At 33.3% G+C, this 13,332-nt stretch carries 8 protein-coding genes and 2 pseudogenes; 4 read left to right on the forward strand and 6 right to left on the reverse strand.

The features are described 5' to 3' along the window. The first annotated feature begins 103 nt into the window (after window positions 1-103). Window positions 104-1,900, forward strand: coding sequence for a translational GTPase TypA (gene typA / locus P5P87_RS22780; protein WP_111378311.1), 1,797 nt, complete (start codon window positions 104-106; stop codon window positions 1,898-1,900). Between the two features lie 122 nt (window positions 1,901-2,022). Here the strand turns inward: typA and P5P87_RS22785 are convergent, their stop codons facing one another. From P5P87_RS22785 to P5P87_RS22795, 3 genes and pseudogenes are all read right to left on the reverse strand, one after another. Continuing rightward, window positions 2,023-4,371, reverse strand: coding sequence for a choice-of-anchor L domain-containing protein (locus P5P87_RS22785; RefSeq protein ID WP_278020702.1), 2,349 nt, complete (start codon window positions 4,369-4,371; stop codon window positions 2,023-2,025). Between the two features lie 13 nt (window positions 4,372-4,384). After that, window positions 4,385-5,222: pseudogene (locus P5P87_RS22790) on the reverse strand (ABC transporter permease). Window positions 5,223-5,225: 3 nt separating this feature from the next. Further along, on the reverse strand, window positions 5,226-6,137 hold the full coding sequence (locus tag P5P87_RS22795; protein WP_278020703.1) for an ABC transporter ATP-binding protein: 912 nt from the start codon (window positions 6,135-6,137) through the stop codon (window positions 5,226-5,228). A 106-nt stretch (window positions 6,138-6,243) separates the two neighbouring features. Between P5P87_RS22795 and P5P87_RS22800 the strand changes: the two genes are divergently transcribed. Beyond that, window positions 6,244-7,296: a hypothetical protein gene (locus tag P5P87_RS22800; protein ID WP_198856672.1), complete on the forward strand. Its 1,053-nt coding sequence runs from the start codon at window positions 6,244-6,246 to the stop codon at window positions 7,294-7,296. A 97-nt stretch (window positions 7,297-7,393) separates the two neighbouring features. Beyond that, on the forward strand, window positions 7,394-8,251 hold the full coding sequence (locus P5P87_RS22805) for an SdiA-regulated domain-containing protein (RefSeq protein ID WP_278020704.1): 858 nt from the start codon (window positions 7,394-7,396) through the stop codon (window positions 8,249-8,251). 73 nt (window positions 8,252-8,324) lie between these two features. Here P5P87_RS22805 and P5P87_RS22810 read toward each other — a convergent pair whose 3' ends face one another. The 3 genes from P5P87_RS22810 to P5P87_RS22820 are packed head-to-tail and all read right to left on the reverse strand — an operon-like array spanning window position 8,325 to window position 12,121. Continuing rightward, a complete protein-coding gene (locus P5P87_RS22810) occupies window positions 8,325-8,912 on the reverse strand; it encodes a hypothetical protein (protein ID WP_278020705.1) in 588 nt (195 codons plus the stop codon). Further along, on the reverse strand, window positions 8,854-9,267 hold the full coding sequence (locus P5P87_RS22815) for a hypothetical protein (protein WP_278020706.1): 414 nt from the start codon (window positions 9,265-9,267) through the stop codon (window positions 8,854-8,856). Before P5P87_RS22815 ends, P5P87_RS22810 begins: the two co-directional genes overlap by 59 nt. Beyond that, on the reverse strand, window positions 9,224-12,121 hold the full coding sequence (locus P5P87_RS22820) for a metallophosphoesterase (protein ID WP_278020707.1): 2,898 nt from the start codon (window positions 12,119-12,121) through the stop codon (window positions 9,224-9,226). The genes P5P87_RS22815 and P5P87_RS22820 overlap by 44 nt, the downstream gene beginning before the upstream one ends. A gap of 26 nt (window positions 12,122-12,147) precedes the next feature. Between P5P87_RS22820 and P5P87_RS22825 the strand changes: the two are divergent. Next, window positions 12,148-13,325 (forward strand): annotated as a pseudogene (locus P5P87_RS22825) (Pycsar system effector family protein). Window positions 13,326-13,332: the final 7 nt, after the last annotated feature.

A 13,332-nucleotide genomic window follows, 5' to 3' on the forward strand; every position in this document is an offset into this window, starting at 1 on the left:
TTTTTGCGTTTTGTATTAACTAATTGATTGTATATACGCAAACTATGATAGAAACATTTTTTTAAAAAATAAAGTGTACCTTTGCGCCCATTAAAAATCACAGATGGAATCTATTAGAAACATTGCAATTATTGCCCACGTCGATCACGGTAAAACAACTTTGGTTGATAAAATTATGTATCACTGTCAGTTATTTCGTGAGAACGAAAACACAGGTGATTTAATCTTAGATAATAATGATTTAGAGCGTGAGAGAGGTATTACAATTACTTCTAAAAACGTTTCTGTTCAATATAAAGGAACAAAAATCAATATTATCGATACTCCAGGCCACGCCGATTTTGGAGGTGAAGTTGAACGTGTATTGAACATGGCCGATGGTGTATGTTTACTAGTTGATGCTTTTGAAGGACCAATGCCGCAAACTCGTTTCGTTTTACAAAAAGCGATTGATTTAGGATTGAAACCTTGCGTGGTTATCAATAAAGTAGATAAAGAAAACTGTACTCCAGAAGAAGTTCACGAGAAAGTTTTTGATCTAATGTTCGAATTAGGAGCTACTGAAGAGCAGTTAGATTTCCCAGCGGTTTATGGTTCTGCTAAGAACAACTGGATGTCTGATGATTGGAAAAATCAAACAGAAAACATTGAGCCTTTATTAGACATGGTTATTGCTAATGTTCCTGCTCCAAAAGTTTCTGAAGGAACTCCGCAAATGTTGATTACTTCTTTAGATTTCTCTTCATTTACAGGTCGTATCGCTATCGGACGTCTTGAAAGAGGTACTTTAAAAGAAGGTATGCCAATTTCTTTGGTAAAAAGAGATGGAAAAATCATCAAATCTAGAATTAAAGAATTACACACTTTTGAAGGTTTAGGCCGTAGAAAAGTAGAAGAAGTTGTTGCTGGTGATATTTGTGCTGTTGTAGGTATCGAAGGTTTTGAAATTGGTGATACTATCGCTGATTTTGAAAATCCAGAAGCTTTACAGACAATTGCTATCGACGAGCCAACAATGAGTATGTTGTTTACAATTAACGATTCTCCTTTCTTTGGTAAAGAAGGTAAATTCGTTACTTCTAGACATATTCGTGAAAGATTAACAAAAGAGCTTGAGAAAAACTTAGCGATGAAAGTTGGAGAAACTGATTCTGCTGATAAATTCATGGTATTTGGTCGTGGTGTACTTCACTTATCTGTTCTTATTGAAACAATGAGAAGAGAAGGATATGAGCTTCAAATTGGTCAGCCACAAGTTATCATCAAAGAAGTTGATGGTGTGAAATGTGAGCCAATTGAAGAATTAACTATCGATTTACCAGAAAACCTTTCAGGTAGAGCGGTTGAATTCGTTACTATCCGTAAAGGAGAAATGCTTTCTATGGAAGGTAAAGGTGAGCGTATGATTATTAAATTCAATATTCCATCTCGTGGAATTATCGGTTTAAGAAATCAATTGCTTACTGCAACTGCTGGAGAGGCTATCATGGCACACCGTTTTATCGGTTACGAACCATACAAAGGAGAAATTCCTGGACGTAACAACGGTTCATTAATCTCTATGGAAAACGGAAAAGCTATTCCTTACTCTATCGATAAATTACAAGATCGTGGTAAATTCTTCGTTGATCCTAACGAGGATATCTATGAAGGTCAGGTAATTGGAGAAAATACTCGTAGCGACGATATGACAGTTAACGTTACTAAAACGAAAAAACTTTCTAACGTACGTTCTTCAGGAGCTGATGATAAAGCTAGAATTATTCCAGCTATCAAATTCTCATTAGAAGAAGCTTTAGAGTACATTCAAAAAGATGAGTATGTTGAAGTTACTCCAAAATCTTTACGTTTAAGAAAAATTTACTTAAGCGAAACAGATAGAAAGAGATACAAAATCTAATTAGATTAATTTTCAATATAAAAATCCCAAATTCCAATTCTGGAGTTTGGGATTTTTTTATGATGGAATGAGTTGTTTTGGAAAGCTGGAATTCGGGATTTTAGGGACGTAATTTTTAAATTTTATCGCTTTAAACTAAAGTGTCCTTTGACATTTTTTCCATTTACAAAAAGAAGGGTAAACCAGTAATCATCAGAAGGCATTTCTCTACCATTAAAAATTCCGTTCCATCCAGTGCCATTTTGATTCATTTGTTTTAGCAATTTTCCATAGCGATCAAAAATTGAAATCGTAAAATCTGGCATTTGATCAATATTTTTAATTACCCATAAATCATTATATCCATCTCCGTTTGGGGTAAAGAAACGCGGATAATCTAACACATATATTAAAAATGAACTTGACAAACCACAGCCATTTTTATCTCTAGCAATCGCATTATAAACACCTGGAGTTACTTGTGTGAAAATGGAACTGTCCTGATAGACTTTTCCATCAAGAGAGAACTCATAATTCCCTGCGCCTGTATACTGGATCTCAACAGTATTGTCATTTCCAGAAAAATCCTTTACGTCTGCTCCGGTAATTGTGGCTGGTTCAGATAAAATTATTTTGAATTTTTTAGTTTTTTCGCGACCATTTGCATCTTTTACAGTTACAGAATAGTCTCCAGGACTATTAATTACTATAGAATTTGTGGTACTTCCATTAGACCACATATAACTGCTAAAACTAGAATCTACACTTAAGGTCATATCATCTCCTTTACATAAATAACGAGCTTCATCTTCAAAATTAGGAGGATCAAATGTGTGAACAATTAATTCTATAGGAGTTATATCGTAACAATTAGGGCCGTTTGCAGCACGTGCATAAATCGTTTGGCTATTTGGAGTTGTATTTTTAAAAATATTTGGCAACGGATTAGTTTCTGTAATTGCATCTGCAGAAGTCAAGAAATAATTAATTAGCAATCCTGCAGGTAAACCTGATAAAATTTGAGGAGTTACTTCTGCGCTTAAATCAAATTGATATAAACCGTCTTGAGTATCATCTCCATCACAGGTTTCTATTGGGTTCTGATTAGGAATGACAGAATTAGAAACATTTAGAGTGATTTCGGCTGTAGTATTACAACCATAAGTGTTTTCTAGTAGTGCAAAAACAATTTGATTTGGTGACTTGTTAGTATATCGTTGCGGATTTAAAATTGGATTTGTTTTTGCCTTTGCATCTGCCAAAGTTTCGTAATAGCCTTGATTGGTAATTTGAGAATCATTGTTTTTTACAATATTAGCGACTTTAGTTAGATCAAAAACTGTAACCCCATCTGTATCATCATCACATTGTAATAAAGAAGTATTTGTTGACGGGATTTGAGCAGAAAATTCAACCGTGATTTCTCCAACAGAAACACATGCTGTATTGTTCATTGTCGCTTCTACTTTATATGCCCCAGATGATGGTACAGTATAAGATGGAGATAGTGCGCCAGGAATTTCGACATAAGTATTAGAAGCGTCTTTTTTATACCATTTAAAAGTATATGTCGTTGCGCTTAAATGGGTATCTAAAGAAAAGTTTTCTCCATAACAAACAGGATTGCTATTTGCTACAGTTCTATCTTCTCCAAAATTTATTTTAGTTACAAAACTACCTGCCTCAATAAAAACTGCCGAATTGTATTGTCGGGTGACATCATCGGCAACAACCAATTTTAGATGATATTTTTTGTTTGGAATTACATCTGTTGAAGCATTCATCACAACAGTTTGGCCAGCATAATTAATAGGACTTGCAGCTGTATTATAGCCATTGAAATAGTTTTCGTTTATTGCTTCACAGCCAACTAATGGTTCTCCGCCACTGCCATTTATGGTTTCAATTTTTGGGTGTACTGTTGTAGCCGAAACCGCAGTAGTGGTATTGGGTAAAACAGCAAGGTTTTTATAATTATCACTGCTTCCAGCTTCTTTAATTAAGAAAGCAAATCCGTCAGAATATATACAGGGAAAATTATTCTGATATTCATTCGAAGCAAAAATATAATTAAAGCTAATAGAGTTGGTAAGTGCTATAAAATCAAATTCTAAAACTGTTGCTTGTGTACTGTTGTTAATTCCTAAAGCAGTATTAAGATCTGCATCACCATTCCAAGTTCTTACTTGAGTGCCTTTAGAACCTTGTTGGTTAAAAGGACCTTCAGCATTTTTACTGGGAGAAGTACTTAAAACTATTCCACTAGGAAAAGGAAAATTTGAGCCAGCTGTAAAAGAACCATAACTTTGTTGATTTGGAGTAGGGTTTCCTGATGCGTTTACACTTTCGACATCAACACAAGAACTATTTATTAAAACATTCTGGATTAAATCTGTTGGAGTAGCTGTATCATTTACAGAAATATCCTGTGCCCTGATTTTATAGCAAAAACAGCACAAAATTAGAATTAGAAAAACTCTTATTTGACTCATAGTAACAAATATACTACAAATCTCTATTTTTTAATAATTTGTAAGAAAAATATATGAATACAAAAGTCCAGACTAAAACAATTAAAATAGCAGAATAATGTACGCTAAAATCAGCGTCTGTTGCAATTCCGATTTGCGAACCAATATTTTTTACTACTGATAATCTTGGGCCAGGATTAACAATCAAATTAGACATTGATTCTAAGGGTAAAAACTGTGTAATCTTTTTATCTGTATCACTATTTGGGAAAACTTTAAAAGCTAAAAAACCTCTTATGATTGCTTCTAATATGTTCCAAACGAGAAGAAAACCAAGTGCAAAAGCAGAGCGTTTTACCAAGATTCCTAAAAATAAACAGAAAGAAAAGAATGCGGTTAGTTTTACAAAGAAGGCTAAAAGATAATCTAACTCACTAAAAATAATTCCGAATTCGGTATAAGAAGAAAAGCATAATCCTAAAATTAAACTCAAGATAAAAACAAAAACGGTAGAGGCAAAAGCAAATAAAACTACAGTTAAGAATTTAGATAAGATAAATTCTTTTTTGCTCAGACCATCAATTAAGTTCTGTTTTAAAGTTCCGTAGCTATACTCATTTGCCATCATTGAAACGATTACAATAGCTAAAAAGAATTTTAACCAAGCGAGCAACATAGGTGTTAAAATGCCAGATAAACGGAAAATTAAAGATTCCCATTTCTGCCAAATGAAATTTAAAAGGACCAATATCAAATTTTATAACAGCAATTAATGCTATAAAAGAAAGTAATATGAAATAGGTCAAAGTTAATAATCGGCTGGCTTTGTTCATCCAGATTTTTTGTAATTCTATAGAAAGAAGTCTTTTCATGGTTTAGTTTTTTTGGGCGATGGCGTTTTTGGTTAACTCTAAAAATTGTGCTTCTAAACTGTTTTTGCGTTTTACTAAATGGCTTAAAACAATGTTTTTAGAAAACAAGAACTGATTTAAGTCTGAAGCCGATAAATCAGATTTTATATAAACTAAAACTTTTCCGTCTTCTTCAGCAATTCTATCTACAGCAGGATGTTCCTGTAAAGCAGTTTTTAGAATTAAATTGTCATTGGCTTGTAGTTCAAAGAAACCTTCGTTTGAAGACATTCCGTCAACAGGTCCAGAATATAAAACTTCGCCTTTTCTTAAAACAATTACTTGCGAGCACACTTTCTCTACTTCGTCCAATAAATGAGAAGCCAATAAAATTGTCGTTCCGTGAGATGCAATTTTTTTTATGATATCTCGAATTTGATGAATTCCTTGTGGATCTAATCCGTTGGTTGGTTCGTCTAGAATTAAAATTTCGGGATCGTTTAAAAGTGCTGATGCAATGGCCAAACGCTGTTTCATTCCTAAAGAAAAAGTACTGAACTTGCTGTCTTTTCTTTCACTCAAACCAACTAATTCTAGTTTTTCGTTAACTTTAGAATAATTGATGTTTTTGATTTTGCAAACCAGTTTTAGGTTTTGTTCGGCCGTCATGTACGGATAAAAATTTGGTCTTTCTATAATAGCGCCAACCTTTTTTAAAGCCTCATGCGTTTCTACTTTGCCATCAAACCAGCTATAATTGCCAGACGACTTGTTGACAACACTCAAAACAATTCCTAATGTAGTCGATTTTCCGCTGCCGTTTGGCCCTAGAATGCCATAAACGCGACCTTTTTGTATTTGAAAAGATACATTTTTCAAAGCCTGAATTCGGCCGTATCTTTTACTTAAATTCTCAATGGTTAATATGGTTTCCAAATTTTTCTGGTTTTAGTTTTTAGTATGACGAGTCAAGTTGATTTTTGTTACTTTAAATTCTAACTTTAAATCCTATTGACGTAAATTTGTAATAAAGATATTCAAAATGAGCGAGCCTTTAATGGTTTTAAAAAAACCGTCTTACCCTTTAACACAGCCACTTTTAAGTTACTTAGAACGATACGAACGTATATCTAAAGTTTCTGTGTTTTATGATGACTTGCTCCGTTTTTCGGGTTCTATAAATGTTTATGATAAACATGATAACGATACACTTTGGATTCGAGTATATTATGGAGAATTTGAGCGCAGTGAAATTGATTTAAATCTAAAGAAAATCTATTCGTTGTTGCATTCTGATGGAAATAGCGAAATCATTCAATACCTGAATGTCGATGCTATTGATTATTGTACTTTCGGGAATTCGAAACCTTTTAGAATTAAAGTTCGAAATATTCTCAATGATAACTATGTTCATTTTTACATCAAAAAAGCAGATGCTTCGCGTATATATGGATTAGAATTGGAAGATATTCTTTCGCCAGATAAAATCAACTTTCTAGTTTATAAAGATACTCTGATTGAGGAGCATATTATAGGAATTCCTGGCGATGTTTTTATGGATACGTTGCTAGACCAATGCAGTGAAATGGAAAAGGCGCAAATTGCCAAAGAGTTCGTCAAGTTTAACGAACGCTGTATGATTCGCCTTTTGGGAGACATGCGTGCCTATAATTACGTAATTGTCCCAATTCACGATTTTGATCAAGTAGTCTATAAAATTCGTCCGATCGATTTTGATCAGCAATGTTACGAGGGAAATTTTAAAGTATATCGCCCGCAGTTTTTCAAGGAAAATTTTCCAATGATTCAATTGATCAAAGAGAAATTAGAAGAACGTTCTATTATTCAGTACAAAGATGAAGAAAGAGCTATTTTGGCGAAACGTATTCATTCTGCCGAAACGAGAATTAAAAAATTGTTGAATATTATGTGTCACGATACCATTTCAACGCAAGAGCATTTGACACAGCTGAAAATGGAATTGTACCGTTACACGAATGATATGAAATTTAAAAACGCAAAATCAATGGGACATGTGATGCACGCTGCGTTTGAATTTATTACACGTAATTTTAAAAATACTAACTTAGTTTAAAGTTTTAGCCACTCCCGATAGTTATCGGGATTCACAGATTAAAAAGATTTTGAAATCATTATAATTCTTTTAATCTGTGGCAAAATAAAAAAATATTATGAAAAAATCTTTTTTAGTTATTTGCTCAATTGCTTTACTAGCTTGCCAGAAACAATCTGGCTCTGATTTAAAAGAACTTTATTCGCTACCTAAAAAATTGAAAGAAGTTTCGGGAATTACTTATTTTCCAGAAAGCAATATTCTCTACACTTTGGAAGATAGCGGAAACAAAAACGCCATTTATGCAATTGATTCTAAAGGTAAAATAGCTAAAACAATCACAATCTCAAATGCAACAAATGTTGATTGGGAAGATATTACAAAAGATAAAAATGGAAATATCTACATTGGAGATTTTGGAAATAATGATAATGAAAGACGTGATTTATGCATTTATAAAGTAGCAAAAAATCAATTGAATAATGATGTGGCTAAAGCCGAATATAAAATCTCATTCTCATATCCAGAACAAAAAGAATTTCCTCCAAAGAAAAAAGAAATGTTCTATGATGTTGAAGGTTTTTTTGAACAAAACGGTTATTTCTATCTTTTTACCAAAAACAGAAGCAAAGGTTTTGACGGAACTGCGTTTATCTACAAAATCAAAAATGCCGTAGGAACTCAGAAAGCAGTAAAGATTGGAGAATTTAAAACATGCAACAATTATAATCATTGTGTGCTGACAAGTGCTTCAATTAGTCCAGATGGAAAAAAAGTAGCCTTATTAAGTCATGACAAAGTGCTTTTGTTTAAAGATTTTAAAGGTGATTTATTCCACACAGGAAAACAAACAGAATTAAATCTAAATCACTTTTCGCAAAAAGAAGCCATAGTTTTTAAAGATAACAACACCTTACTTATAGCCGACGAAAAAACAAATAAAATAGGAGGAAAGGTTTATGAGTTCAAGCTTTAAGGCACTAAATCAAAAGTTAGCCACGAATTACACTAATTTACACGAATTATATTTAAATAAAAATTAGTGTAAATTAGTGTAATTCGTGGCTAAAAAACTTTGTTACTTTGAGCCTTTGCAACTTTGAACCTACAGCTAGAAGCTGTAAGTCTGCTCCAAAAATTAATCTTCCAATTTCATCAGGAGATTTAAAATAAGAGATTCTCGCTGTAATAACATTTATGGCATTTAGCCAAAGTCCGCCGCCGTAATCTTGATGCCATTTTCTTGATTCTTCACCATCAAGCCAAACCCTTCCGTAGTCGAAACCACCTAAAATTCCGTACGTAAAAGGAACAATAGTTTTACGGATTTTTCCAATGCTTAAACGTAAATCAGAGCTTTGAGAAAAATAAGAACTTCCTAAGAAACGCTCATTTCTATATCCGCGTAAATCTGTATCTCCGCCTAGAGAAGCACCTTGGTAGAATTCATAATTATTGTTGAAAATAGCTTTTCCTTTAACGTAAGTAGCCAATATCAATTTTCCGTTATGATCAATTTTATGAGTAAATCCTAAGAAGCTTTCTAGAGTAGGGAAATTCTTCTTGGTGTCATCTAAATTAGCTGTCCAAGTCGCCGCAATCATAAAAGCCATTCCTAAAGTTGGTTTTTCTTGCAAAATCTGAATTTTTAAACTGATATTTTACTTTTAAACTTCCGTAATTCTGACTGTCAAATACATCTGAATTTACAATGCCAGGAATATTAATGTATCTGTTTTCGGTATCTTCAACTGTCATTCTCTGGAAAATTGGTTGAACGCTAAACTCACTTCCATATCTTCCAACATGGCGAACGGCACCCGAAGCATTAAATTTTCTAATACGGACACGATTGTAATCCATTCCTAAATCATCATTATACTGCGACTCATTTCCATAACCAAAATAATTCATGGCAAAGTTTGGAGTCGTATACAATGATTCCACATCAATAACCCATTTTCCTAATAAACCAGGGAAATGTGCAAGCATAATTAAACTCTAAACCGCCAGTAGCAAAATAGTAAAATGCATTAAAAATATGCTTTTGCGTGTACGGATTCTGTTTGAAATTATTTACCGTATAATTTACGTTGACTCCCATTTTTACGCCATCATCAGGATTATACCCAATGTTTGGAAGTCCCGCAATTACATTGTACTTAGGTTTTTCGTAGTTATATAAATTAACATCGTAATCGTCTGTTAACTGCGTTTGTGTTTTAGAATCTAGATTATAAGTGTTTTCTTTTGATTTGAAATCGTAAACAATAACCTTTCTTCCGTTTTCAATATTGTAAGTATCATTGTTTTGGCCACCAAGCAAACGAATTTTTATGTTTGATTTCTCATTTCCTTTTACTTCAAAAACATCATTATCATCTAATCCATAAATCCAAAGATTTTTGGTTTTGTCCTCGGTTACATTTTTGGCATAAAGCAATTCATCGCCTTCTTTTTTAATTCTGAAAACCTGAATTTCAATCCCCTTTTTTACATTATGATTCAAAACAAACTTATCTTTCTTGTCTGTTCCGGCAATCATCACAGTTCTGTTTAAAACATCAGAATATTCACGAGCATACTTTTGAAGATCTTTTTTTCTTCTTTTTAATTTTGCTTTGATTTCATCGACTGTTCCATCCTGAACCTCTTTTGGCATGTTTTTAAAAGCCTCATCAATATCTGCATCAGTTAAGTTTTCTTGAATATATTTGGCCTGTTCCACCCATTCTTTTTCTTCAGCAGTTCTTAGAAAAGCCAAATCCATTGGGTAAGGTTCTCTGCCAAGCCATTTCACATTGATCCTGTCACCTTTAAAAGATCGCATATGACGAAGGGGAGGCATGTTCATTAAAAGTGAAAGCAAAGCACCATCATATTTTACAAAAGCTTGGTCACGATCTCTCGGAATTGGTCTATAAATTACTTTTCCATCTTCTTTATATTCAGCCCAACGCCATTGATCACTATGTCTGTCCCAATCTCCTATAAGAATGTCAAATAAACGAGCTTTTATATATTCTTTTTCATCAACCACATATTTTTCATCTTTATGAAGATTTAGCATCATATCGTCAGTTCCGATGATGTTGCTTGGTTTTCCGAAATTTTTTCCATCCAAATGATTATCAGCAGGTCTTTCTTCGACCATATATAATTGATCTCCAAAGCTTGCATTAAATTCTCCCAAACCATTTTGCTTCGGGATATAATATAAAATAGGATTCGTATGTCTTAAACCAATTTGATCAGACATTTCGCCAATAACAAAAGAAGCATAAGGATGAGAAGTGGTGTAAAAATCAAATAAGAAATCTTCGGCATATGTTTTCTCGAAATCATTTACCACGTATTGGTCTTTAAAAGCAACTGATTGTAAAAACACTGTTGCGCTTTTTTTCATTGCGCGCATGATAAACTCACGCCCTTGAGGATCTGCCATTCTTAATGAAACCGATTGATGTCCGCCACCTTCACGAATTGGTTTTAAACCTCCTTTTAATGTATCTACAGTTGCCGTTGTAGCTTCAATAGGAAGACTGTAATATTTTCTATAATGCTGGCCAAATAAAAATCTGTGAAACGCACCTTTTTGAGTCATTTTTGGTGAATAAATCGAAGTAGTGACTTTTGCAGGAAAATTATTTGGAATATCTGAAGCCCAGTTGATTTCTTTGGCTTTTATAATTTCACGCTCAAAAAGAAGTTTCTCTTTGTTGTTTTCATTTCCATAATAAGAAACTTTAGCATCGCCACTTTTATACATAGTCAATGTAGCATAACCATTTCCTCCATACGAAAAATCATAAGGACTGATGGCTCTTGCGGCTTCAGATTTTGATCCTGCGCCACTAATAATCTGCTGAATATTTTCTTTGCTTATGTATTGAAGGTTATGGTCGTGTCCAGAAACAACTATTACATTTTTCTGTTTTTGCAAAAGCGTTTTAATTCTCTTTGCATAAATTGTGTATTGCTTGTTTTGAATATCCTGCGGACTAACGCCAGATGTTTTTCGCAATAAATTGATGAATGAGCCAATTACAGGAAGAGGAATTTTTTGTTCTAAAGGGAATAATTGTTTTTCTAACGAAAATTGACCGCCATGTGTTCCATTGCTTAGTAACGGATGGTGAATTGCTAAGACAACTGTTTTTTCTTGATTTTTGTTCAATTGACCTTCAAGTTCTTCAAAAAAAGCTTCTCTGGTTTTAATTTCGCAATTGTCATTTATAGTCGGATGATCGTTCCAATTTTCTAGAAACCATTCACTATCAACAACTATCAAAGCTGTAGTGCTGTCAATTTTTACAGTTTCAATAGGGCATGATTTTCTCGGAAGAAAACTTTTTTTATCGTTTAAATATTTTGTAACAAAATCGGCCTGACGTTCTAAACCTTTAATGCCACTGTACCAGTCATGATTTCCAGGAATTACAATTGTTTTTCCTTTAAAGTCTTTGGTCAATTTTAATTGATTGGTCAGTTTGGTTTCTGCTAAGGCTTTGTCTTCAGGATGTTTGTTGCCAGGAAAACCTTTCGGATAAATATTGTCGCCTAAAAAAAGAAGCGTCGATTTTTTGCTCGCTTTTTTTAACTTTTGATGTAAAAGCTCCAGTGTATGCTGTGCTTGCTCTTCATCGGCATTTCCAGCATCTCCAACAAGAAAAAAAGTATGTGCAATTTGTATCGTATCTGTAGCGTTTTCTGTTTCAGTGGCACTAACATTTTTTCCGTATTGAGGTTTGCGCGTTGCACAAGAATAAACGATGAATAGGGCCATAATTGCCAAAGAGTAATTTTTAATCTTAGCAATAAAATGATTATCCAAAAACAATTTCATAATTTAGTGGTATAAAAATATTCTTTATGAATCTAATAGAACAATCCGAAGATTTTGTCGGTAATTTACTCAAAGATAAACTTTCTAATTTATATTCTTACCATAATTTTAATCATACTTTTACCGTGGTTACTGCGGTAAAAGAACTTTGCAAAAAAGAAGATGTAGAAGGTGAGGATAAAGAAGCTCTTTTGGTTGCAGCGATGGTTTCACGACACGGGATATATTGAAGGATATGAAAATCATGAAAAGAAAAGCACTGAAATAGTCGCCAACTTTTTGCGCGAAAAAGGAAAATCGGAAGAATTTATTGCTTTAGTTTCTAGTTTAATTCTGGCTACAGTTAAAGAATATGAACCTAAAACGCATTTAGAGAAAATTATCCGTGATGCAGATTACGCCCATTTAATGGGAGCTGAATATGCTACAACTTGCGAATTGCTTCGTCTGGAATTAAAAAATGCTGGAATAGTTAGTTTCTCTAACGCGGAATGGACAAGAGAAAACTTAAATTTTTTATTGAATAAACATCGCTTTTATACCGATTATGCTTTAAGAAAATGGCAACCTCTGAAAGAAAAAAATCTATTAATGATTCAGAAAAAGATCAATAAACAAGAATTGAAAGCCGCTGCCACACTAGAAGAAGATAAAAAGAAGGATAAAACCGAAAAACCAGATCGTGGAATCGATACTTTATTTCGTGTTACGCTAGGGAATCATACTCGTTTAAGCGGAATTGCTGATAGTAAAGCCAATATTTTATTGTCTGTAAATGCAATTATCATCTCGATTGCTTTATCGTCTATTATTCCAAAATTAGACAGTCCAAAAAATGCGCATTTGGTTGTGCCGACGTTTATTATGCTGATGTCGAGTGTGATTACAATTATTTTTGCCATTCTTTCTACACGTCCAAAAGTAACTTCTGGTTTTTTTACGAGAGACGATGTTGAAGCTAAAAAAAGTGAATCTGATGTTTTTTGGAAATTTCTACAAAATGCCTTTAGAAGATTATGATTGGGCAATGAATGAAATGATGAAAGATCGTGATTATCTCTATTCAACTATGATTAAAGATTTGTATTATCTAGGATTGGTTTTACAGCGAAAATATAATTTACTCCGAATTGCCTATAACTTTTTTATGTTCGGAATTATCATAACGGTGATTGCGTTTGTCATTGCTTTTAAGTCTATTTAAAGCTAAT

Origin of the sequence: Flavobacterium ginsengisoli (assembly GCF_029625315.1) — a bacterium.
Classification (GTDB): Bacteria; Bacteroidota; Bacteroidia; order Flavobacteriales; family Flavobacteriaceae; genus Flavobacterium; species Flavobacterium ginsengisoli.

Coding starts and splice junctions, on each gene's coding strand:
- P5P87_RS22820 (WP_278020707.1), bottom strand. CDS start 12,121: ATGAAATTGTTTTTGGATAATCATTTTATTGCTAAGATTAAAAATTAC.
- typA (WP_111378311.1), top strand. CDS start 104: ATGGAATCTATTAGAAACATTGCAATTATTGCCCACGTCGATCACGGT.
- P5P87_RS22800 (WP_198856672.1), top strand. CDS start 6,244: ATGAGCGAGCCTTTAATGGTTTTAAAAAAACCGTCTTACCCTTTAACA.
- P5P87_RS22805 (WP_278020704.1), top strand. CDS start 7,394: ATGAAAAAATCTTTTTTAGTTATTTGCTCAATTGCTTTACTAGCTTGC.
- P5P87_RS22815 (WP_278020706.1), bottom strand. CDS start 9,267: ATGCTTGCACATTTCCCTGGTTTATTAGGAAAATGGGTTATTGATGTG.
- P5P87_RS22785 (WP_278020702.1), bottom strand. CDS start 4,371: ATGAGTCAAATAAGAGTTTTTCTAATTCTAATTTTGTGCTGTTTTTGC.